Origin of the sequence: Streptomyces tardus (assembly GCF_018101125.2) — a bacterium.
GTDB classification, from domain to species: Bacteria; Actinomycetota; Actinomycetes; order Streptomycetales; family Streptomycetaceae; genus Streptomyces; species Streptomyces tardus.
Map to the genome: position 1 here is coordinate 2,056,503 of NZ_JAELVF020000001.1, position 21,696 is coordinate 2,078,198.

Below are 21,696 nucleotides of genomic sequence, written 5' to 3' on the forward strand. Positions count from 1 at the left end.
GCGCCCGGACCTGCCCCGCCTGCTCCCGCTGCTCCGCCGGGCCCGTACGCGCCCGTACGCGCCCGTACGCCGTCGGGGAGGTTCAGGCCGCCTCGGCCGGGCGGTCCGCGGCGAAGGCTGCGAGGACTCCGGCGGCCAGCGCGGAGCGTTCGACCATCCCGGCCGCCGACACGTGCTCGCTGCGCGCGTGCGCCCCGCCGCCGATCGCGCCCAGTCCGTCCAGCACCGGCGTACCCGTGGCGAGGGCGAAGTTCCCGTCGCTGGCACCGCCCACCGCCGTCTCGCGCAGGTCCACACCGAGCGGACGGGCACAGGCGCGCGCCAGTTCGTACAGACGGGCTACGCCGGGGGTCCGCTCGAAGACCGGCCGGTTCCAGCCACCGGTGAGGCGCACCGTGGTGCGCGCGTCGAGCGGGGCGATCTCGGCCAGCGCGCGGGAGATCCGGTCGCGCTCCTCGCCGGTGGCCACCCGTATGTCCAGCTCGGCCCGGAAGTGCCCGGCGGTGACGTTGCTCCGGGTGCCGCCCGCGACCACACCGACGTTGACCGAGGTGCCGAGGCTGAGGTCCTGCAGGCGGTCCAGCGCGATGATCCGGTGGGCCGCCTCCAGCACCGCGCTCGCCCCGTCGGCCGGGTCGAGCCCCGCGTGGGCCTCGACGCCCTCCACGGTCAGGGTGAAGAGGCCGACGCCCTTTCGGGTGGTCTTCAGCGCGCCGCCGTCGGCGCTCGCCTCGAAGACCAGCACCGCGCGTGCCGCCCGCGCCTCCGCCTCGATCACCGCCTGAGAGGCGGCGCTTCCGGTCTCCTCGTCGCCGTTGAGCAGCAGGGTGCAGGGTGGCGCGGGCAGGCCGAGCGCGTGCAGCGCCCGGAGCGCCCACACCACCTGCACCAGGCCGGCCTTCATGTCGAAGACCCCCGGGCCGACGATCCGGTCGCCGTCCCGGCCGAACGGCCACTGCTCCAGCGTGCCGGTCGGCCAGACGGTGTCGTAGTGGGCGAGGAGCAGCACCGGCGGGGCGTCGCGCAGCGCGCCGGTGCCGGCGTAGCGGCGTATCAACACGTCGGCGGCGCCGGGACGTTCGCGGCGCTCCTCCTGTGCGGGTGCGCCCAGCGAGCGGTCCAGCCAGCCGCGCAGATGCTCCAGGCAGGTGCGGAGCGCGTCCAGGTCGTCGCTGGCGCTCTCGACGGAGGTGTAGGCGGCGAGGTCGGCGGCGAGGCGGTCGAGTTCGTCCAGGAGCTGCTCGGACATGCCGGCCGGGTCGCGCTCCAGTGCGCGCAGACCCTCCAGCACCGCCCGCAGCACAGGTGCCTCCAGCCCCGCCTGTTCGGCGCCGGCCAGCACGGACCCGTAGTGCGTGGTCACCTCGACCGGGCGGCGCCGGACGGCGAGATCGCGCCAGATGCCGCTGCGGTCCTTGGGCTGCCCGCGCAGCCAGCGTACGAGTTCGTCGCAGGCGGCTTCGCGGACGGCGGGAGAGGACTGCGGCCCCATCGCGACGGCGTCGAAGGCGTCGAAGGACTCGCGTCGTACGCCCGATGCGTCGGCCACCGCGAAGATCTCCCGCACCAGCGCGTACATCGCCGGACGGTGCCGGTCGATGAGATCGGCCATCGGCGCGTCCGCGAGGGCGGTGGCCGAGAGCATCGCGCCGAACCCGGCCTTCGCCCACAGATAGCCCTCCACGTTGTCGCTCGCCAGGGCCGGGCCCCACGCCCGGAGATCGGCCACGATCGAGCGGACCCGCGGTGAGACGGGCGCGCCGCCGACCTCGCCGAGGACCAGGGCGCCGGGACCGCCGTAGCGGATCACCCCCGGCTCGGCGAGGTCCGCGAAGATGTTGACGAAGGCGGCGACCGTACGACCGACACCGACGTACGAGGCGATCAGGTCCTCGTTGAACCCGTTCTGAACCGACACCACGCAGCCGTCCTCCGCCAGCCGTGGCGCGATCCAGTCCATCGCGGCCTCGGTGGCCTGCGCCTTGACCGCCAGCAGCACCCGCCCCAGCGGTGGGCCCGCGTACTGCTCGGGGGTGGTGACCGCCCGGGGTGCGACGGTCTCGCGCTCCTGCCCGCGCAGCACGGTCAGACCGTGTGCACGCACCTGCGCGACGTGCTCGGCGTCGGTGTCGACGAGGGTGACGGGGTGTCCGGCCGCGATGAGGCTGTGGGCCAGGGTGCCGCCGATGGCCCCGCCTCCCACCACGGTGTAGCCGGTCTGTTCGGGGACGCTCATGATTCGCGGTGCCTCCGTGCGCGGGTGAACGGCTCGTTCGCCGCGCGGGTAGGGGTGGTACGTCGGTCGGTTGGGGGGGGTGGGGAGCGGTCCGGTCGGGCCGGCCGGGCCGGTCGGTCGCTCGGGCGGCGGCCCGTCGGGTTCGCCGCACGCGCGTCAGTCGCGTCCGTCGCGTCCGTCGGGTCCGACGCGTCCGTCGGGTCCGTCGGGTTCGTCGGGCGGGGGCCAGAGGCGGGGCAGGCCGGGCGCCCCGGTGCTGCTGCCGCCGTCGACCCGCAGGATCTCGCCGGTCACCCAGGACGCCTCCGGCCCGGCGATCCAGTGCACGGCCCGGGCGACGTCCTGCGGAGTGCCGGGCCGGCCGAGCGGGTTGGGCGTGACGGCGGCCGTGTACTCCTCCGTCACCGGGTTGCAGTCGCTGTCCACCCGGACGAAACCGGGGCTGACGGCGTTGACGCGGATGCCGTACGGCCCGAGCTCCAGCGCGGCGGCGCGGGTGGCCATCTCCAGCGCAGCCTTGGACGCGGCGTACGGCCCGCCACCGGGCCGGGAGCGCAGCGCGGCACCGGAGGAGATGTTCACCACCGAGGCGGACCGCCCGGCCGTACGGGCGAGGCGGGCGAGTTCGGCCGTCGCGAGTACGGGGGCACGGACGTTGAGCGCGAACAGCCGGTCCCACTGGTCGGCGGTGACCCCGGCCATCTCCAGCGAGGGGTAGACGCCCGCCGCGTTGACCAGGATCTCCACCGGTCCGGCGGCCCCGGCCCGGCGGACCGCCGCGGCCGGGGCGCCCGCGTCCGTCAGATCGAGGCACTGGTGGCGGGCGTCCAGCTCCTGGGCCACCGCGGCGAGCCGGTCACCGTCCGCGTCGACCAGTTCCAGCCGGTGCCGGCCCTGCTCCGCGTACCGTTCGGCGACGGCCCGGCCGATGCCGCTCGCGGCACCGGTGATCAGGACCGCGCCCGCCGTGGCGGGGGCGCCCGCTGCCTCGAAGGCCCCGGGGGAGTCGGGAGTTCGGTGCGGGTGGACGCTCATCAGGAGAACTCCTTGTCCTTCGTCTCCGGCATGGTCAGGTAGACCAGCAGCGATGCCAGAGCCGCGCCCGAGACGTAGAGCCACAGCAGATCGGCGTGACCGGAGTCGCTGAGCCAGGTGGTGAAGTACGGCGCCGTACCACCGAAGAGCGCGACCGCCAGCGCGTACGGCAGGGCGATACCGGTCGCCCGTACCTCCGGCGGGAACTGCTCGGCCATGATCACGGCGCAGTTCGCGGAGTAGCCGAGGATCAGCAGCATTCCGGTGAGCTGCACGAGGAAGAGCGAGAGGAAGCTGTCGTTGAGCAGGTGCAGCATCGGCCAGGCCAGCACCACGAAGCCGAGGGCGAAGCCCGCCATGGTCGGCTTCCGGCCCACCTTGTCGGAGAGCAGCCCGACGAACGGCAGCAGGATCACGAAGATGACCAGACAGAAGGTCTGCGAGAGCAGCGCGGTCTCCAGCGGGATGCCGGTGGTCAGATTGGCGTACGTGGGCAGGTAGTTGACCCAGATGTAGTACGTCAGGGTGCCGGCGATGGTGATGCCGGCGACCCGCAGCGCGGCGACGGGGTGCTCGACGAACATCGCCTTCACCGGGTTCGAGCGGGCCCGTCCGGCGCTCTGGGTCTGCTGGAAGGACTCCGTGTCCTCCACCGACACCCGCAGCCACAGGCCGACCAGTCCGAGCAGACCGCCGACGACGAAGGCCGCCCGCCACCCCCAGGAGTGCAGGGCGTCCTCGCTGAGCAGCGAGGTGCTGAGGGTGCCCAGCAACGAGGCGATCAGGACACCGCCGGCCACCGAGACCTGCTGCCAGGAGCCGGCGAAGGCACGACGGCCGCGCGCTGCCGACTCCACCAGGAAGGCGGAGGAGGACCCGAACTCACCGCCGGCCGAGAAGCCCTGCACCAGCCTGGCCAGCAGCAGGACCAGCGGCGCGAGAACACCGATCGCCTCGTAGCTCGGAGTGAACGCGATGACGAAGCCCGAGCCGGCCATCAGACCGATGGTGAGCGTGAGGCCCTTCTTGCGGCCGACCCGGTCGGCGTACGCGCCCAGCACGGCCGCGCCCACCGGGCGCATCACGAAGCCGACCGCGAAGACGGCGAGGGTGGCCAGCAGGCCGACCGCACCCTCGGACTTCGGAAAGAAGACGTCCGCGATGACGGCCGCGAAGATCGAGTACAGCGCCCAGTCGACCCATTCGACCGTGTTGCCGATGGTGCCGGCGATGATCGCCTTGCGCTGGCGCGGCGAGAGCCGGTGGCTGTCGCCGGGTGGGTCCTGGGAGGTGGAGAGTTCGGTGCTCACGAAGTCTGCTCCTGGTTCCGGGGAGGGGAGTTCAGTGGTCCGCCAGTTCGCGATGGGTCGTGAACCACACCTTGCCGCGCTCGGAGATGTGCGTCAGCAACTCGTCCAGCACCAGCAGTCGTGAACGGTGCCCGATGATGTGCGGATGCAGGGTCAGCTGGAAAACACCGCCCTGTTCGTACGCGGCGTCGAACTCGTCCCGCCAGATGCCCAGCACACTGCGCGGTGGCGTGTACGGACGCAACGAAGCGAAGCGTTCCATCATGAAGTACGGCGCGTCATCGCGGATCCACTCCACCGGGAGCTCCACGACGCCCGTGGGTTCGCCGCGCTCCAGCAGCTCGTACGGCTCGTCGTCGGCCATGAGCGAGGAGTCGTAGCGCAGACCCATCTCGCGCGTGATCGCCAGCGTGTGGGCGGAGAAGTCCCAGGAGGGCGTACGGATGCCGGCGGGGGCGGTGCCGGTGACGCTCTCCAGCACCTCCGCGGCGCGGTACTGGAGCGTGCGCTCCTCGTCCTCGGAGAGGGCGGTGTTGCGCTCGTGGATCCAGCCGTGCAGCGCCACTTCGTGGCCCGCCGCGACGCAGGAGCGGGCCTCCTCGGGGCGCAGCAGCGCGCAGACGGCGGGGACGAAGAAACTGGCGGGCACCCCGTGGTGCTCCAGCAGCCGCAGAATGCGCGGCACCGCGACGCGGGCGCCGTACTCGCCCTGGGCCATCTTCGCGGGGCTGGTGTCGGCGTCCCTCAGGGCGGGCGTCTCGTGGTCGGAGTCGAACGACACCGCCACCGCGCACCGCGCGCCGCCGGGCCAGCTCCCGGGGGCGAGGGAACGGCCGGCGCGCACGTGTTCGACGTGGCCGCGCCAGGTTGTCTCGCTCCACTCCCACGGCTGCTGCGCATCCTGCTGAGGCATGGTGCACCGTTTCCTCTCCGCCGAGTCGCTGCCTCGGATCGTGCTCCCGGTTGTTCCGACGAGCACCTCGACGGGACCGCTCGGGGCCCGCAGTTGCGAGGTCGTCGTGTGGTGCTCCATCGTGGCGAGCACAATCGGACAACCGCCAAATCGTTGGGAACCGTCAGGGGGCCGGCCCGGATGAAGGATTCCGTCAGAACGCCGGTCGAGCTGGACGAAACCGACCTGGCGCTCGCGCACGCCCTGCAAATCGCTCCCCGCGCGCCGTGGGCGACCGTGGGCGCGGTGCTGGAGCTGAGCCCGGTGACGGTGGCGCGGCGCTGGAGCCGTATCACCGACGCCGGGGTCGCCTGGGTCACGGCCACCGGTTCGCCCGAACTCTGGCGCTCCCTGTGCAACGCGTTCATCAGTGTGAACTGCGAGCCGGCGCTGCGTTCCGAGGTCGCACTCTCGCTCGCCCGCGACCCGCGGACGAAGTCGGTGATGGAGCTCGCCAGCGGGCCGGACATCCACGTCAACGCGGTGACCCGCGACCTCCCCGGCCTCTCCCGCTTCGTCCTCGACCAGGTCAGTCGCATCCCCGGGGTGCTGCGGGTGGAGACCCAGATCACCACCCGCATCCTGACCGCGGGCAGTGCCTGGCGCCTGGACGCCCTCTCGCGCGCGCAGCAGCAGGCCCTGCAGCGGTACGCGGGAGAGGCGGGCGCCGCGCCCATGCCCCGTCTGAGCGACGCCGACCGCGCGCTGCTGCTGGCGCTGGCCCCGGACGCCCGGCGCAACATCGCCGATCTCGCCCGACTGACCGGCACCAACGAGACCGCCGCCCGTCGGCGCCTGCACCGCCTCGAACGCGAGGGGGCCGTGTCGTTCCGCTGCGAGGTCGCGCAGCACGTCACCGGCTGGCCGGTGACCTCGCTGATGTGGGGCAGCGTCCCCTCGGCGGACTGGCGGCGCGCCTGCGAACAGCTCGGACGGCTGCCTCAGGTACGCCTGTTGACCACCACCAGCGGCTCCACCAACGTCTTCCTCAGCTGCTGGCTGCACTCCCTGGACGCCGCGCTGGACCTCGAGGAACGTGTCGCGGTCGCGTGCCCCGCCTTCGAACGGGCCGACCACGCCATGGTGATGCGCACCGTCAAGCGGCAGGGCTGGATTCTGGACGACCTCGGCCGGCGGCTCTCCAGCGCCCCCATCGACCCCTGGTACGAGGACGACGTTCCGCCGGGGCCGACCCCGTCCGCCGGAGGCGTCGCCCCCACCCGCTGAAGCCGCGGTACGGGCTGGGCGCAGGCGGGGCCCGCTGGGGCGTGGGCGCACCCAGCCCGTGGCGTATGCATGCCGTGACGTATGCATCCGACCGGCCGGGGCGGCCCGCCGGGCGTGCGCACCACCCGTTGCGCACGCACGCCCGTACCGGCCGCGGAGGCGGCGGGTACGGGCGGCGGGTACGGGCGGCGGGGCGCCGAGGGCGTGACCGCCGACGCGGGGCGGGACTCTGCCCGGGTCAGCCGCCCGCGGGGACGCGTGCGGCGGGGGCGGTCAGTTCGGCCGCACCCTCGGGCACCGGGACCGCGGCGAAGATCTCGCCCTGCTGCCTGGCGAGCTCCTCCACCCGCTTCGGCGGGGTGTCCGGCAGGCGCTGCTCCTCGTAGAGCGGGTGGGTGTCGGTGGCCGCCTGGCGGCTCGCGGGGGTGTGCAGCTGGATCTCGAACTTGTGCTTGGTCCGGGCGTCGGCCCAGGCGGTGTTGATGGCCTTGTAACTGGCGCGGTTCTTCCAGGTGTTGCTCCACCGCACGTTGGTGTGGCCGTAGTCGGTGAGCATGCGGGCGGCCGTCTCCGCGCCACCGGTGTACGCCTCGTCGGGCCACTGGAAGGTGTACCGGATCGAGTCGTTGATGTCGCCGAGTGCGTCGTGCACGCTCTGCTCCGGGTCCGCCCGCAGCCAGGTGGCGATCTTGCGCTTGAGCGAGTCCTCGGTCTTCAACCGCTTGTCGAAGCCGACGAGTTCGGCGTCGCTCCAGGAGGCGACCGTGCGCACCTGGGCGCTGATCTCCTTCTCGGCGTCCTTCGCACGGTCCAGGAACGCGTCGACGGCCCTGTTCTCCTGGGCGTTCAGGCGCAGGCCGTCCTTCTGCCAGCCGGAGTCCTTCGGTGCTGCGGTGGCGGCGGCCGGTACGGCGACGGCCGCGGCGAGCGCGGTGGCCAGTACGGCGCCGGTGACGGCACGCGGCGCGCGGAGCTGCAACGACATCGGGTGGGTTCCCCTCGCTGGGTTCGGTGGATCGACGCCGCCATAACGCCGCACCACCCCCACCCGTCACGGCCCCGCGCGGCGAGCACCCGAACGCGCAAGGGGGCACGAGAGTGCGGGAGGGGCGCGGCGATCGACTCACCGCGCCCCTCCCGCACTCCGGATCCCGACGGGCCCCGCCGCGGCGTCCGGAACTCCGCTCCGGGCCCGGGCGCACCCGTACGGCTACTCCTCGCCGGCGAGCTTGAGCACCCGCAGCCGGTCCACGGCGAACCAGGTGCCGCCGACCGTCACCACCACCAGCAGCACGGCGGCCGTGGGCAGCGACACCGCGGAGCTGACGTCCACCCCGCTGCCGGTGACCTTCTCGGCCAGCGCGAGCGCCCACTGCTGGACGCTGAGCGTACGGGCGCCCGGCACGAGCGAGCCGAACAGCGCCTCCCACACCAGCGCGTACACGAGGCCGATGACGACAGCGTTCCGGCTGACCGTGCCGAGCAGCAGGAACAGCGCGCAGTACGCGATCGAGGCGACCACGGCCGCGATCGCGAAGGCGACGGCGATCTGCTGGCTGGCCCCGACCAGGATGAATCCGGCCAACAGCACGGGCAGCGCGGAGAAGAGCAGCGTCACCCCGATCGCGACGAAGAGCTTGGTGCAGATGATGGTCGACCGCTTCAGCGGCTTGGACAGCAGATAGACGATCGACCCGTCGTCGATCTCCGGACCGATGGCGCCCGTACCGGCGATCACGCCGATCAGCGGCACCAGCGTGGCGAGGGCGAAACCGCTCAGCAGCTGGGTCGCGACGTCGTCGCTCGACGCGTCGAAGACACGCACCAGCGTCGCGATGAGCAGCAGCAGTGCGGGCAGCACCATGAGGATGAGAGCACGGCGTCGGCCGAGCAGCGCCCGGTAGGTGAGCCGGGCGACCGTGGGGTCGTACATGGCATGGCTCCTTGTGAGGCCGGGACGGACCAGTCCGTCGCTCAGGCCGAGACGAGGTAGGAGAAGACGGACTCCAGGGACTCGTCCGAGGGGGACACCGTGAGCAGCCGGATGTCGTGGCTGCGGGCGATCCGCGGGAGTTCCCTGGTGAAGCGGCCGAAGTCGATGGCCTGGACGCGCAACGCCTTCTCGCTCCAGTCGAGTTCGATGCCGGCGGTCGAGTCGTCGGCGATCAGCGCCGCGGCGAGCGCGCGGTCGTCGGTGGAGCGGATGAGGTAACGGTGCGGACGGTCCGTCATCAGCCGGCGGATGCGCCGGAAGTCGCCGCTGGCCGCGTGCCGGCCGGCGACGATCACCTCGATGTGGGCGGCGAGCTGCTCGACCTCCTCCAGAATGTGCGAGGAGAACAGCACGGTCCGCCCGGCGGCGCCCATCTGCCGCAGCAGCTCCATGAGTTGCATGCGCTGGCGCGGGTCCATCCCGTTGAACGGCTCGTCCAGCAGCAGCACCGAGGGCTCGTGCACCAGCGCCGACGCCATCTTGACGCGCTGGCGCATGCCCTTGCTGTACGTGGAGATCTGCCGGTCGGCCGCGTACTCCATCTCCACCGTGGCCAGCGCACGGGCGCCGGCCGCGCCGGGGTCGTCCAGTCCGTGCAGCTCGGCGTTGGCGAGGACGAACTCGCGGCCGGTGAGGAAGTCGTACATCGCCTCCCGCTCGGGGACGATGCCCATCCGCCGGTAGATCGACTCGTTGCGCCAGATCTGCTCGCCGTCCAGGGTGACGGTGCCGACGGAAGGGGCGAGGAAGCCGCCCATCATGTTGATGAGGGTCGACTTGCCGGCACCGTTGGGTCCCAGCAGCCCGGTGACGCCCGGGCCGATCCGGACACTGACGTCGTTGACGGCGACGACGTTCCCGAACCAGCGGGAAGCGTGCTCGATGTCGATCGTGCTCACGGGGTCTCCATCCTGGCTGCCGGGCGAATCGTGCGGAAAGCCGTAGGGCTCGTGCGGCAACGCGGGCGGTGCGTACGGAAAGCCGTAGGGCTCGTGCGGCAACGCGGGCCGCTGGTGCGGGGGTCGGGCCGGTGGTTCACAGTCCGGCCTTCCGGTAGCGGGCGTTCAGCAGCAGGTACGAGCCCGCGATCACCGCGGCGATCACCAGCAGGTAGCAGATGCCCGCCGTGTTCGACGGCACGATGGAGCCCGGGAAGTCGGTGCTGCCGTCCAGGAACTTCGACTGGAAACCGTCCATCAGCGTGCCCGGCGAAGCCAGGCCGAGCCAGCTGACGGCCTCGCGCGAACCCTCGTCGTAGACGATGAACTGCATGATGGTGGTGGCGAAGTAGGGGATGGTCAGCACCCCGATGATCGCCGCGACACCGAAGCCGCGACGGGGCGTGACGGCAGCCACGAGCAGGCCGATACCGGCGTGCAGCACCGAGAAGACCAGCGCCATCACGAGACCGAGCGCGAAGCCCTTGGTCTGGTCGACGAAGCCCAGTTTGGCCAGCAGCCCGCCCACGTACATCACGAGCATCGGCGTACCGACGAAGATCAGCAACGCCACCGACATCGCCGAGTACTTGGCGATCACGTAGTCGGTACGCTCGATCGGGCGGGAGAAGTAGAGCGGAGTGGTGCGGAAGCGCAGATCGCGGGAGACCGACTGCGGCGCCATCGCCGCGACGTAGAGCCCGATCAGCGGCAGCATGATCAACGGGTAGGCGGTGTACTCCGCGGGCAGTTCCTTGGCGTCGGTCGCCACCGCGATCGCGACCATGATCAGCGAGGGCGCCAGCACCACGCCGAAGAGGACCATCGGCAAAACCTTCGACTTGGCCGAGCGGCCGAGTCCGTACGCTCCGCGCAGCGACTGCACGAAGAGCGAGCGCATGGCGTAGCCGCGCCCGAGGCGTTCGCCGTCGTACTTGCGGTAGCCGATGTTGTGGATGGACGCCGCGGGAGTCCGCGGCGGTGCGACGGGACCCGTCGCGGCGGTGCTGCCGGACGCGCCGGGGGTGGGGTCAGCGGACATGGCTGCCGCCTCCTTCCGTGTCGTCCCGGCCGCCGGACTCGGTGAGCCGGCCGGCGGCGGTCGGGCCGGCAGTGGGCTCGGTCGCGGCGGGGTCGGTTGTGGCGGGGTCCGTCGTGGCGGAGTCGGTTGCGGCGGGGTCCGTTGCGGATTGCGGATCGTCCTGGAAGACCTCGGCGATGCGGTGCCGTCGCTGTTCCATCCGTACGAGCCCCAGGCCGAGTTCGACGACCGTGTCGCGGACGATGTCGTACGTGCTCTCATCGGCGGCGTCGACCATCACCAGATGACCCGCGCCGGGCAGGGTCTGCTCGCCGGATCCGGGCGCCGCGACCCGCAGGCCGGCCGCGGTCAACGCCTCGCGGAGCGCGGCGGCGCCGTCGAGCCGGGCGGGCTGCTCGGAGTTCGCGGTGTGCTCGTGGGCCTCGGCATTCGCGGTGTGCTCGGCATTCGCGGTGTGCTCGGCATTCGCGGGCTGCTCGGCATTGGCGGGGGTCTCGTTGCTGCCGGCGGTCGCGGGGGTTTCGGCGTAGTCGGTCACCTCCACCGCCAGAGTCGCGGTGGCCTGGGTGAAGTCGGCGGTCGAGGAGGACCGCAGCAGTTTGCCGCCGTCGATGATGACGACGTGGTCGCAGGTGCGCTCCAACTCGCCGAGGAGGTGCGAGGTCACCAGCACCGAGATGCCGAAGTCGGTGTGGACGCGCCGGATCAGCCCGAGCATGTCGTCGCGGCCGACCGGGTCGAGGCCGTTGGTGGGCTCGTCGAGGAAGACCAGGTCGGGGTCGTGCACCAGCGCCTGGGCGAGCTTGACCCGCTGCTTCATACCGGTCGAGTAGCCACCGATGGGACGGTAGCGCTCCTCGTAGAGACCGACGTGCCGCAGGGTGTCCGCGGTGCGCTCGCGGGCAGCGGTGGGCGGCAGGCCCGACATCCGGGCCATGTGCACGACGAACTCCGTCGCCGACACGTCGGGTGGCAGGCAGTCGTGCTCCGGCATGTAGCCGACCCGCTCGCGGATACGGGCTCCGTCGACCCGTACGTCCATGCCGAGGACACTGGCGCTGCCCTCCGTGGCGGGCGCCAGCCCCAGCAAAATCTTGATCAGAGTGGATTTGCCGGCCCCGTTGGCTCCGACCAGACCGGTGACCCCCGGCGCAATGCCGAGGTTCAGCCGGTCCAGTGCGGTCACCCGTGGGTACCGCTTGCTGAGGCTTTCCGTCGCGATCACTGTCACGAGTTCGACGCTATGCCAGTACCCGGCCGTTGACGTCCGCCCCTGCGTCGGCTTTCTCGGCGCCGCAAGTCCGCCTCAGGTTGTAGGGGTTACCCCCTCCGGGACGCCCGTTGGTCGCCGACCTCCATGACGAAAGTCTCGACGGGGCAGGGGAGTTGACCGCCGGGGGCGCGGGCGGCGGGACGGGTGGGGTGTGAGGTTCTGGACGAGCCCGGGGTGGCGGGAGCGGTGGGGAGGGGAGGCGAGTCGGGAGGGATGGGGAGCCGGGAGCGGCTCCGGATGTGAACTTCGCTGCGGTGGCCGGTTTGGGGCGCCACGCCGCGTTCGGACGTGCGGCGCCAAGAAAGCCGACGCAGGGGCGGACGTCAACGGCCGGGTACTGGCATAGTGTCGAACTCGTGACCGGTGCGCGTCCGTTCGGCGTTGCGGTGCCGTCGGTGACGCGTGCTGTGCGGCGGGCAGGAGGGAAGCGCATGGGAAGCGGACTCGAAGGTGCGACCGGTCGGCGGCTGCGCACCGAGGAGGGCGTGGAGCTGGCGGTGCTGGAGCTGGGCGACCCCGCCCTGCCCACGGTGATGCTGGTGCACGGCTATCCGGACTCCAAGGAGGTCTGGAGCGAGGTGGCTCCGCGCCTCGCCGACCGCTTCCACGTGGTCCTCTACGACGTGCGCGGCAGCGGCTCCTCCACCGCGCCCGTGCCGCTGCGCGGCGGGTTCACCCTGGAGAAGCTCACCGACGACTTCCTCACCGTCGTGGACGCCGTCAGCCCCGACCACCCGGTGCATCTGGTCGGTCACGACTGGGGATCGGTCCAGGGCTGGGAGTTCGCCACCGTGCGCCGCACCGAGGGTCGGATCGCCTCCTTCACCTCGATCTCCGGGCCCTCGCTCGACCACTTCGGGCACTGGATCAAGAAGCGAGCCGCTCGGCCCACTCCCCGTCGCGCGGGCCAGCTCCTCGGTCAGACCGCCAAGTCCTGGTACGTCTACGCCCTCCACACCCCGGCCCTGCCGGAGCTGGCCTGGAAGGGCCCGTTGGGCAAGCGCTGGTGGCCCCGGCTGCTGGAGCGGATGGAGAAGCTGCCCACCGACGACTACCCCACCAAATCGCTGCCCACCGATGCCGCGCACGGCGCCTGGCTCTACCGGGACAACGTGCGCACCCGCCTCGCCCGGCCGCGCACCGACGCGTACGCCCACGTCCCCGTGCAGCTGATCACGCCCACCGAGGACGCCTTTCTCTCGCCGCGGCTCTACGACGATCTGGAGCTGTGGGTGCCCGAGCTCACCCGCCGCACGCTGCCGGCCAAGCACTGGGTTCCACGCACCCGTCCCGACCAACTCGCCGGGTGGATCGCGGAGTTCGCCGCCGCCCGGGAGGGTGGCAGGAAGTCGGAGCGGCAGGTCCTCGCCGCCGGCCCGCACGCGGACCGGTTCGCCGGGCAGCTGGTGCTGGTCACCGGCGCGGCCAGCGGCATCGGAGCGGCCACCGCGCTCGCCTTCGGCGCCGCCGGCGCAAGGGTCGTCGCGGTCGACCTCGACGAGCGGGGCGCGGCGAGCACCGCCGAGAAGGCGCGTGCGGCGGGTGCGAGCGAGGCGTGGTCCGAGGTGGTGGACGTCTCCGACGAGCAGGCCATGGAGAAGCTGGCCGCCCGGGTCGCGGCGGAGTACGGCGTGGTGGACGTCCTGGTCAACAACGCGGGAGTCGGCCTCGGCGGCGGCATCCTGGACACCACCACCGAGCAGTGGAAGAAGGTGCTGGACGTCAATCTGTGGGGAGTCATCCACGGCTGTCGGCTGTTCGGCCGTCAGATGGTCGAGCGCGGGCAGGGCGGCCACATCGTCAACACCGCCTCGGCAGCGGCGTATCTGCCCTCCCGGGCGCTCGGTGCGTACGGCACCTCCAAGGCTGCGGTGCTGATGCTCAGCGAGTCGCTGCGGGCGGAGTTGGCCGGCAGGGGTATCGGAGTCTCGGCGATCTGCCCCGGCGTGGTGAACACCAACATCACCCGTACCAGTACCTTCGCCGGCGCCGACCCGGGCGAGGAGCGGCGACGCCAGGAGAAGGCGGCCAAGCTGTACGCCCGCCGCGGGTACCCGCCGGAGAAGGTGGCCGCCGCCATCCTGCGAGCCGTGGTGCGGGACGAGGCAGTGGTGCCGGTCACCCCGGAGGCCCGGGCGGCCCGAGTGGTCGCCCGCCTCTCCCCGCGCGCACTCCGGGCGATGGCCAGACTGAAGCCTCCGGTCTGATCGTCCGGCCAGCCGGCAGCCAACGGCCCCAACTCCGCGTCTCCGGACGGCCGTACGAGCGGGCAGGCAGGCCTGGGCGGACCGGCCGGACGGGCTTCGGCGGACCGGGCAGGCACGGTCGGCGGACGCACGGGCGGGTGGAGGCGCATGTGGTTGGCCGGGCAGCGGCCGTGAACGCAGCTGTAGAGGTCGAGGCTGTGGGCCCGCCCGTCCCGGCGAGCGACCCCCTCCGGCGAGCGTCCCGCCTGCTGCGGGCCCCGCGGCGCGCTGTCCCGCGCACGCAGTCGGCGGCGCGGAGTCGCGGCGCGGAGTCGGTGACGCACAGTCGGCGGCGCGGAGTCGGCCGTACGTCGTCGGGTTGGTTCTTCTCCGGTGACGCTCGCCGGTCTCGCCCAGGCCCTGTCGTTCGGGTCCTCCGCCGGGCTCGCGACGCCCGGCGCCCGCATCCGACTCCGCCCCTGACCCGCCAAAGATCCAAACGGAAGACCTAGCCCAGGAGTTCTCGTGTCCCCCGATTCCCGTGCGCCGTACCGCATCGAGGGTCTGGCCCAGCACAGTGGCACCTCGGTGCGCACGATCCGCGCCTACCAGGACCGCGGGTTGCTGCCGAAGCCGGAGCGGCGCGGCCGGGCGAACGTCTACGACGACTCGCATCTCTCCCGGCTGCACCGGATCAGCGCTCTGCTGGAGCGCGGGTTCACGCTGGCGAGCATCAAGGAGCTGCTGGGAGCTTGGGATTCAGGAGTCGGGCTCGCCGGAGTCCTGGGCCTGGTGGCCGAAGTGGACGGGCCGTGGTCGGCCGAGTCCCCGACGGTGGTGACCCGGGCTGAGCTTGCCGACCGGTTCGGCGTGGCCGAGCGCGAGGAGTCTCGCCCGAAGCGGCCTGTCGGGGAGCCGAGTGAGCGGGGGCCTGAGCACGGAGGGCCGCGGGGCTGCCGGTCTGGGGCCATCGATGCCTCCGGTGAGGAGTCGACGGACGGAGAGCGAGAGGAGGCGGAAGGAGGAGAGCTGGACGAAGAGGCGTTGGCCGAGGCCGTCGAGCTGGGGGTGTTGATGCCGGTGCCCGGAAAAGCCGGCGTCTACCACGTCCCCAGCCCTCAGGAGCTGGCCGTCGCGACGGAACTGCACGCGGCGGGCGTGCCGTTGGGCGCGGTCACCGGGCATCTGCGCGAGCTGCGCGGGCAGATCGAGCACATCGCCGGGCGTTTTCTGGACCTCACCAACGCCCATGTGTTCGCCCGGTACCTCGACCACACCCCGTCGGATCACGAGGTCACCGAAGCGGCCGACCTCGTACGCCGGCTGCGCCCTTTGGCACAGCAGACCGTCGAAGCGGAACTGGCCCGAGCGATGAGCCAGTTGGCCTCCGAGCAGCTGCGCCAGCACCTGTCGGCGCTCCCCCTCACCGGCGAGCCCGTTCCCCGACCGACGGCAGGGGCACGCCCCTTCCCACTGTCGGCTTCGGCAGCGCCGGCCGCCGGTCACCGCGGCGTCGGCGCACCCGAGACCACTGTCGGAGCTGTCGGAGCTGCCGGAGCTGCCGGAGCTGTCGGAGCTGCCGGAGCTGTCGGAGCTGTCGGAGCTGTCGGCGAGCCGATAGCTCAGCAGCGCGGGACGCAGGACGGCGGGGAGGCCGTGGCCGCGGAGGCTTGCGCGACTTCCGGGCTGCCGGGGGAACCCGCCGTGCCCACCGGTCCCGCCGTGTCCGCCCTGTCTGCCGCACCCGCCGCCTCCACCAGATCCGCCGTGCCTGCCAGATCCGCCGTTCCTGCCGTGCCTGCCGTGTCCGTCGTGCTGCCGGAGGCGACCGTGGGCGCAGTGCGGCAGCTGGTTGGCGGCGACGAGGCAGGAGCCGAGGAACGCCTGTCGGCGTTCATCGCCGCTGCCGCCGAGCGCGAGGTGCAGGCACGCACACTCGACCGTCTCAGCAGACCCCCGGCTGACACCGCAGTGAACGTGCCCGCGAACGAGGGCGGAGAGTCCGGCAGTTGAACCGCGGGAGCAGTGGGTCCGTCGCACCGGGACATGAGCGGCGAGAGGCGGGAAGCCCCGGCACCGAAGTCGCCGGAACGCTCACTTCGCAGCGTAGACAGAGCTCAGGAGCGCGACCAGAGTAAGACCTTCAGTGCGTACACGTCCGTATGCGTTCAAGGGGGGATCCACCATGCGAAGACGTCAGTTCCTCACCGGTGTGGCGGGAGCTGCCGGTGCCGCCGGGATGACGTTGGGCTCGGTCGCGGCCAACCCGGCTCAGGCAAAGGCCCGTTCGTCCACCGGCTCGTCAGCAGCCTCGTCAACGAGCAGCGGTTGGACGGAGGTTGCAGTGCCGCCGGCCTCGGGCAGCGCCCGCCTGGAGTCGGTGGCGGCGCAGAGCGCGAGCCGCGCTTGGGCGGTCGGTTCCCAGCTCAGAGACGAGGGCGACAATCCGGCGGCACCGCTGGCGCTGGTCTGGGACGGCACCTCCTGGTCCGAGACGGACACCGGCCATCTGGGGCGCAACGGCGGCATACGCTCGGTCAGTTCCGCCGGCGGCGACAACGCCTGGGCGGTGAGCCACGGCCCGGACGGTGGCGGTCAGTTGCTCGGCTGGGACGGCACCACCTGGCAGCACACCCCGTACCCGGACGAGGGCCGCCCGGGCGGCGGGCTCAACGCCGTGCTCGCGGTGGCGGGCGGAGAGGCGTGGGCTGTCGGCTCGCGCGGCGAGGGCAGCGAGCCCGCACTGCTGCGGTGGAACGGCAGCGTCTGGCAGTGGACGGACCCGCTCCCCGCCGGGGTCAGCCCCAGCCTGCACGGTCTCAACCGCGCGCTGGACGGCAGTGTCTGGGTCTACGGCGCCGAAGCGGTCGTGCGTTGGGACGGCGGCTGGACACCGGTCGACTTCACCCCCTCCATACGTTCCGGCATCACCGGGCTGGTGCCCACCGCACCCGACGACGTCTGGTTGATCGGCTGGGCTTACGGAGTCGGCGGGCCGCCCGGCAAACCGCCCGCGCCTGTGCTCAGCCGCTACGACGGCACGGGCTGGTCCTCGCCGGACAAGCCCTTCAGCCCGGGCGCGCTGACCGCGATCACCGCGGACGGCCAGGGCGTCCCCGAGCTGCTCTGTGGTTGGGACTTCTGGGAGCAGACCAGCGCCCACTACGCCTGTTGGGAGCCCGCCGGCTCCGGCAGCGGCGCATGGGTCAGCGAGCGCGGACCGGACGCCGGCACCGGGAGCAGCGTCACCCAGAGCGCGCTGGCCGCCGTCCCGGGGACCACAGGCGGCTACTGGTCCGTCGGACACCTGGGCGACAACACCCCGCGGATCGAACGACGCAGCTGACCGACCCCGTCGCGGGCGTTCCGGAGCGATCGCGAGGGAACGCCCGCCGGTGAAGACATTCGTCGCCCGCCCGGCAGTCCCCGCCCGGTGCTCCCGCGCACCGACGCCTCCCCGCGTTCCTTCCCTCGGTCCGGGGGCAGGACCGCGGAGGGTCGCGCTCGCCCGGCGATGCCGCAACCGTCCGCAATTCGCTCGCGTCCGGCCGACGTGCGTACCACCATCGACAGATGGACCGGCACCAACCGCACCCCGCACCATCGACGTTCACCGCTCCGTCCCTCACCGCTCCGTCCCTCGCCGCGCCGCCGTTCACCGCTCCGTCCCTCGCCGCTCCGGCGTCCGCCGCTCCGGCGTGCGCCGCTCTGACAACCGAGCGCCTGCGGCTGCGTCCCTTCGTTTTCCGGGACGCGGAGGAGCTGTTCGCGCTGCACACCGACCCCGAGGTCATGCGCTACCTCGATGATGCGGAGCCCGCGACTCCGCAGACGATCGAGGAGCGCACCCTTCCGCACCTGATGCGCCACCACCACTGCGTGGGCGGTCAGGCCTACTTCGCGGCCGAGGAGTCGCAGAGCGGTCGCTTCATCGGCTGGTTCGAGCTGCGGCCGGTGAACGGGGGCGATGCGTCCGTTCTGGAGCTCGGCTACCGGCTCGGACGGGTTGCCTGGGGTCACGGTTACGCCACCGAGGGTTCAACCGCCTTGCTGCGCAGGGCGTTCACCGCGTCGGCCGCCGAAACGGTCGTCGCCGAGACGATGTCGGTCAACGCTCGTTCGCGCCGCGTGATGGAGAAGGTCGGGATGCGCCATGTGCGCACCTTCTTTCAGGAGTGGCCCCATCCGTTGCCGGGCTCCGAACACGGTGAGGTCGAGTACGCGATCAGCCGGGAGGAGTGGACGAGGACGCACCAGGCCCCCTCGGTGGCTCACGGGCACTCCTGAACGCGGTCACCCCTGAACGCGGTCACCCCTGAGCGCGGGCACTCCTGAACGCGGGCACTCCTGAACGCCCCGGCTCCCCGGTGCCGGTCGACCCTGCCGGAACCGACGCCCAGCCCGGGCGCCCCAGCCCGACGCGCGCCTCGGACGCCCGCCCCGCGACCCGGAGTCCCGGCCGCCGCCCACGGCGGGTGTGCGGCGCCGGGCTCCTCCCGCGTCCACGACGAGTCCGCAACCGCCGAGACGCTCCAACCGGCTGGACTGGGTTGCCGCGAACCGGGTAGAAGCGCCGCGGAACAACTCCAAGGGCGGGTCGGCCGCGGGGAGGTACAGGAAATGCACAGCACACACCGAACGTTCAGTGGATGAGGACCCGGCACCCACTGCACCCGGCCGACCGCCGGAGCCTGCGCACCGGGCCGTTCCAGCCCGAGGCCCCGACCGGCGACGCGTACGGACACCACAGGTACGAGCGCGACAGGCGCGACAGGTACGAGCACGGCACCCACGGCGGCACGCACCACTCGTACGACGCCGTGCCCGGCCCGTCGGGCACGGGGCCCCGACTGCGGCAGGAGGACGGCTGACCGCCTCCCCACCGGCCGTACACGCTGATCAGAACCGCCCGCCCGCCGACCGCATCCGGGTGGACGTCGGAGCCGCCCCCCGGACTGCCGCCCCCACGCGTCGGTCCACGGGCCACACGGGCCCACGTCCGGCACGTGCTGATCGAGCCCGGCCCCGGTGACGTCCCGGACCAGCCGCCGCTCACCGGACACCGCACACCGCACACCGCACACCGCACACCGCACATCCGAACCACCCGCACACCCGAACCACCCGCACGCACACCCGCACACCCGCACACCGACGTCGATACATACCAACGGCAGAGCAGAGACTCACAGAGGGGGGCACGTGGAGCTACGACAGCTGAACGAGGAGCTGCTGCAGGAGTTGCAGGAGGCAGCCGTACGAGACGCGGACCCCGGTGAGGTGATGCCTCCGGTCGGAGGGCCGCCGGGTTGGACGAGACGGCGCCGCGAGGCGTTTGTGCAGTTCCACCGCGAACGGGCGCTGGCACCGGATCCGGTGGAGGTGACGTTCGCGATACTGCACGAGCACACGGTCGTCGGCGCCGCCCGTCTGGAGCGGTTGCCGGACGAGCCGGGCTCGGTGGAGCTCGGGGTGTGGCTGGGGCGTTCGGTGCGCGGTCGCGGCATGGCCCACAAGGTGCTGCTGGGGCTGATGGAGGAGGCTCGCTCACTGGGTTTCCGGCACGTGGTGGCCAGTACGACCACCGGCAACACGGCGGCGCAGCGGGCCCTCGCCGCACTCGGCGCGGATCTGACCCCGGTGGGCGCGACCACCGTCACGGCGATTCTGCTGCTCGTCCCCGCGGACACCTCGGCAGGCACCGCGAACGCCCGCTCCGCCGCCGGCACCGGCAGGGCCGCCGGGCTCCCGCCCCGCCAGGCGCCGGTGGCGCGGGCTACGGGCGGCCCAGGTCCCGGGAGATGCGGGAGAGCTGGTCCAGCCGCTGCTCCAGCGTGGGGTGCGAGGAGAGGAGCTTGCTGAAGGACTGGCCGGAGACCGCGGGGGCGAAGAAGAACGCGTTGAACGGCTCGGCCTGGCGCAGGTCCCGGGTCGGAATCTGCGACATCTGCCCGGTGATCTTCGTCAGCGCCGCGGCGAGCGCGGAGGGGCGGCCGGTCAGCAGGGCGGCGCCGCGGTCGGCGGACAGCTCGCGGTAGCGGGACAGCAGCCGGGTGAGCAGGAAGCTGATCACGTACACCACCACGCTCACCAGCGGAATGATCAGCGCCAGGATCGCGGTGTTGTTGTTCCGCCCGCCTCCGCGCATCATGCCGCTCCACAACGCCATCCGGGTGAGCGATCCGGCGAGCACTCCGAGGAACGACGCGAAGGTCATCACCGCGACGTCCCGGTGCGCGACGTGGGAGAGCTCGTGCGCCAGCACGCCGTCGAGCTCCTCGGGCTCCAGCCGGCGCAGCAGTCCCGTGGTGGCGCAGACCAGTGCCTTCTTCTGGTTGCGGCCGGTGGCGAACGCGTTCGGTACGTCGCTGTCGGCGATGGCCACTCGCGGCTTCGGCATGTCCGCGAGCGCGCACAGACGGTCGATGGCGCCGTGCAGCTCGGGTGCCTGCTCCGGGGTGACCTCGCGGGCGCCCATGCTGTACGCCGCGATCCGGTCGCTGAACCAGAACTGTGCGATGAACATGCCGCCGGTGAACAGCAGGATCAGCGGCCAGGCCTTGCCCAGCAGCGCGATCAGGACCCCCATGAAGGCCACGTACAGCAGGCCGATGAGGAACATCGTGAACACCATGCGGCGGGTCAGCCCTCGGTCGGGCGCGTACCGGGTCTGTGCCATCTGCGTCACCCCTTCACCTCTGGAGCGTAACGCGCCCGCACCCGGTGCACCCGCCCGCCTGTACGCACCGGAGACGCACCCTGCAGCGCCGGGAACGCGGCACCGGCACACAGCACATCGGCCGCGATACGGCCCGGTGCGCGATACGGCCCGGTGCGCGAGACGGCCGGTGCGCGAGACGGCCGGTGCGCGAGACGGCGCGTGCCCGGCCCGGCCCGCGGCCCGGTTCGCGGCGCGGCCCGGCGGCACGCCTCGGCGCGCTACATGCCCGGGGCGCCCCAGACCGGGAACCAGCGGCTCAGATCGTCCTCCATCGGCAGATCCTCACCGAGCGTCGACCGCATCTGGAGCTCCAGCGCGTTGTCGCGCTTCTCTCCGGGCGACGGCGCGAACGGGTAGAACGTGCCCCGCTTGTAGAGGTAGACCAGCGCCAGCGAGCGCTGCTCCTCGTCACGGAAGGTGATCAGCGAGCAGAGCAGCTGCGGTCCGAAGCCGCCGTCCTGGAGGAAGGTGTTGACCGCGTGCAGGTCGTTCACGAGCGCGGCCAACTCCCCCGACTGCTCGGGCTCGTGGCGGGAGACGACCCAGGTGTAACCGTAGGAGTCGCGGGTGAACTCGGCCTCGCCGAGCAGTCCTCGCACCTCGTCCTGGAGTCGGTTGAAGGCGCCGCCCTCGACTCCGGCGAAGCAGACCGAGCCCACTCCGGTCGGCTTGAAACCGGCTGCCGCCTCCAGCGTGATCGCCGCCGACGGCAGGGAGAAGAGCCGGTCGAGGTCGGGCCGTACGGGCTTCTTGCGGCCGAGAATCGCGTCGAGGAATCCCATG

17 protein-coding genes and 1 pseudogene are annotated in these 21,696 nt (G+C 72.2%); 7 read left to right on the top strand and 11 right to left on the bottom strand.

The window, feature by feature from the left end:
- Positions 1-82: 82 nt before the first annotated feature.
- The 4 genes from JGS22_RS08860 to JGS22_RS08875 form a co-directional block, all read right to left on the bottom strand.
- Positions 83-2,236: a 2-dehydropantoate 2-reductase gene (locus JGS22_RS08860; protein ID WP_216814901.1), complete on the bottom strand. Its 2,154-nt coding sequence runs from the start codon at positions 2,234-2,236 to the stop codon at positions 83-85.
- Between the two features lie 156 nt (positions 2,237-2,392).
- Positions 2,393-3,271, bottom strand: a complete 879-nt coding sequence (locus JGS22_RS08865; RefSeq protein WP_211043537.1) for an SDR family NAD(P)-dependent oxidoreductase — start codon at positions 3,269-3,271, stop codon at positions 2,393-2,395.
- Positions 3,271-4,581, bottom strand: coding sequence for an MFS transporter (locus tag JGS22_RS08870; protein ID WP_211043535.1), 1,311 nt, complete (start codon positions 4,579-4,581; stop codon positions 3,271-3,273). Before JGS22_RS08870 ends, JGS22_RS08865 begins: the two co-directional genes overlap by 1 nt.
- A gap of 31 nt (positions 4,582-4,612) precedes the next feature.
- Complete coding sequence (locus JGS22_RS08875; RefSeq protein ID WP_216814902.1) at positions 4,613-5,494, bottom strand: polysaccharide deacetylase family protein; 882 nt, start codon at positions 5,492-5,494, stop codon at positions 4,613-4,615.
- Positions 5,495-5,674: 180 nt separating this feature from the next.
- On the opposite strand from JGS22_RS08875, the gene JGS22_RS08880 reads away from it, so the two are divergent.
- Positions 5,675-6,760 (top strand): Lrp/AsnC family transcriptional regulator, encoded by a 1,086-nt coding sequence (locus JGS22_RS08880; RefSeq protein WP_211042963.1) that lies wholly within the window; start codon positions 5,675-5,677, stop codon positions 6,758-6,760.
- A 238-nt stretch (positions 6,761-6,998) separates the two neighbouring features.
- Here JGS22_RS08880 and JGS22_RS08885 read toward each other — a convergent pair whose 3' ends face one another.
- The 5 genes from JGS22_RS08885 to JGS22_RS26165 all read right to left on the bottom strand — a co-directional run bounded on the left by JGS22_RS08885 (position 6,999) and on the right by JGS22_RS26165 (position 11,958).
- A complete protein-coding gene (locus tag JGS22_RS08885; RefSeq protein ID WP_211042965.1) occupies positions 6,999-7,745 on the bottom strand; it encodes an ATP nucleotide 3'-pyrophosphokinase in 747 nt (248 codons plus the stop codon).
- A 225-nt stretch (positions 7,746-7,970) separates the two neighbouring features.
- On the bottom strand, positions 7,971-8,693 hold the full coding sequence (locus JGS22_RS08890; protein WP_211042967.1) for an ABC transporter permease subunit: 723 nt from the start codon (positions 8,691-8,693) through the stop codon (positions 7,971-7,973).
- Positions 8,694-8,734: 41 nt separating this feature from the next.
- Positions 8,735-9,652 (bottom strand): ABC transporter ATP-binding protein, encoded by a 918-nt coding sequence (locus tag JGS22_RS08895; protein ID WP_211042969.1) that lies wholly within the window; start codon positions 9,650-9,652, stop codon positions 8,735-8,737.
- 136 nt (positions 9,653-9,788) lie between these two features.
- Positions 9,789-10,733 carry an ABC transporter permease gene (locus tag JGS22_RS08900; RefSeq protein ID WP_216814903.1) on the bottom strand — a complete coding sequence of 315 codons (945 nt, stop codon included), beginning with the start codon at positions 10,731-10,733 and terminating at the stop codon, positions 9,789-9,791.
- A complete protein-coding gene (locus JGS22_RS26165; protein WP_308405803.1) occupies positions 10,723-11,958 on the bottom strand; it encodes an ABC transporter ATP-binding protein in 1,236 nt (411 codons plus the stop codon). The genes JGS22_RS08900 and JGS22_RS26165 overlap by 11 nt, the downstream gene beginning before the upstream one ends.
- A 479-nt stretch (positions 11,959-12,437) precedes the next feature.
- Between JGS22_RS26165 and JGS22_RS08910 the strand changes: the two genes are divergently transcribed.
- From JGS22_RS08910 to JGS22_RS08935, 6 genes and pseudogenes are all read left to right on the top strand, one after another.
- Positions 12,438-14,213 carry an SDR family oxidoreductase gene (locus tag JGS22_RS08910; protein ID WP_211042621.1) on the top strand — a complete coding sequence of 592 codons (1,776 nt, stop codon included), beginning with the start codon at positions 12,438-12,440 and terminating at the stop codon, positions 14,211-14,213.
- Positions 14,214-14,717: 504 nt separating this feature from the next.
- A pseudogene (locus JGS22_RS08915) lies at positions 14,718-15,545 on the top strand (MerR family transcriptional regulator); the annotation flags it as partial.
- Between the two features lie 832 nt (positions 15,546-16,377).
- Positions 16,378-17,538: a hypothetical protein gene (locus tag JGS22_RS08920; protein ID WP_211042622.1), complete on the top strand. Its 1,161-nt coding sequence runs from the start codon at positions 16,378-16,380 to the stop codon at positions 17,536-17,538.
- A 227-nt stretch (positions 17,539-17,765) separates the two neighbouring features.
- Positions 17,766-18,479, top strand: coding sequence for a GNAT family N-acetyltransferase (locus JGS22_RS08925; protein ID WP_211042623.1), 714 nt, complete (start codon positions 17,766-17,768; stop codon positions 18,477-18,479).
- Positions 18,480-18,841: 362 nt separating this feature from the next.
- On the top strand, positions 18,842-19,063 hold the full coding sequence (locus tag JGS22_RS08930; protein ID WP_211042624.1) for a hypothetical protein: 222 nt from the start codon (positions 18,842-18,844) through the stop codon (positions 19,061-19,063).
- A gap of 331 nt (positions 19,064-19,394) precedes the next feature.
- Complete coding sequence (locus JGS22_RS08935; RefSeq protein ID WP_216814904.1) at positions 19,395-20,054, top strand: GNAT family N-acetyltransferase; 660 nt, start codon at positions 19,395-19,397, stop codon at positions 20,052-20,054.
- On the opposite strand, the gene htpX is transcribed toward JGS22_RS08935, so the two are convergent.
- Together htpX and pspAB are read right to left on the bottom strand one after the other, a co-directional pair.
- Positions 19,969-20,871 (bottom strand): zinc metalloprotease HtpX, encoded by a 903-nt coding sequence (htpX, locus tag JGS22_RS08940; RefSeq protein ID WP_216814905.1) that lies wholly within the window; start codon positions 20,869-20,871, stop codon positions 19,969-19,971. The genes JGS22_RS08935 and htpX overlap by 86 nt on opposite strands.
- Positions 20,872-21,131: 260 nt before the next feature.
- On the bottom strand, positions 21,132-21,695 hold the full coding sequence (pspAB, locus tag JGS22_RS08945) for a PspA-associated protein PspAB (RefSeq protein WP_211042269.1): 564 nt from the start codon (positions 21,693-21,695) through the stop codon (positions 21,132-21,134).
- Position 21,696: the final 1 nt, after the last annotated feature.

Excerpts from the sequence above, each read along its gene's own strand:
- JGS22_RS08925 (WP_211042623.1), top strand. The coding sequence starts at position 17,766 with ATGGACCGGCACCAACCGCACCCCGCACCATCGACGTTCACCGCTCCG.
- JGS22_RS08860 (WP_216814901.1), bottom strand. The coding sequence starts at position 2,236 with ATGAGCGTCCCCGAACAGACCGGCTACACCGTGGTGGGAGGCGGGGCC.
- JGS22_RS08875 (WP_216814902.1), bottom strand. The coding sequence starts at position 5,494 with ATGCCTCAGCAGGATGCGCAGCAGCCGTGGGAGTGGAGCGAGACAACC.
- htpX (WP_216814905.1), bottom strand. The coding sequence starts at position 20,871 with ATGGCACAGACCCGGTACGCGCCCGACCGAGGGCTGACCCGCCGCATG.
- JGS22_RS08865 (WP_211043537.1), bottom strand. The coding sequence starts at position 3,271 with ATGAGCGTCCACCCGCACCGAACTCCCGACTCCCCCGGGGCCTTCGAG.
- JGS22_RS08930 (WP_211042624.1), top strand. The coding sequence starts at position 18,842 with ATGAGGACCCGGCACCCACTGCACCCGGCCGACCGCCGGAGCCTGCGC.
- JGS22_RS08900 (WP_216814903.1), bottom strand. The coding sequence starts at position 10,733 with ATGTCCGCTGACCCCACCCCCGGCGCGTCCGGCAGCACCGCCGCGACG.
- JGS22_RS08910 (WP_211042621.1), top strand. The coding sequence starts at position 12,438 with ATGGGAAGCGGACTCGAAGGTGCGACCGGTCGGCGGCTGCGCACCGAG.
- pspAB (WP_211042269.1), bottom strand. The coding sequence starts at position 21,695 with ATGGGATTCCTCGACGCGATTCTCGGCCGCAAGAAGCCCGTACGGCCC.
- JGS22_RS08885 (WP_211042965.1), bottom strand. The coding sequence starts at position 7,745 with ATGTCGTTGCAGCTCCGCGCGCCGCGTGCCGTCACCGGCGCCGTACTG.
- JGS22_RS08890 (WP_211042967.1), bottom strand. The coding sequence starts at position 8,693 with ATGTACGACCCCACGGTCGCCCGGCTCACCTACCGGGCGCTGCTCGGC.
- JGS22_RS08920 (WP_211042622.1), top strand. The coding sequence starts at position 16,378 with ATGCGAAGACGTCAGTTCCTCACCGGTGTGGCGGGAGCTGCCGGTGCC.
- JGS22_RS08880 (WP_211042963.1), top strand. The coding sequence starts at position 5,675 with ATGAAGGATTCCGTCAGAACGCCGGTCGAGCTGGACGAAACCGACCTG.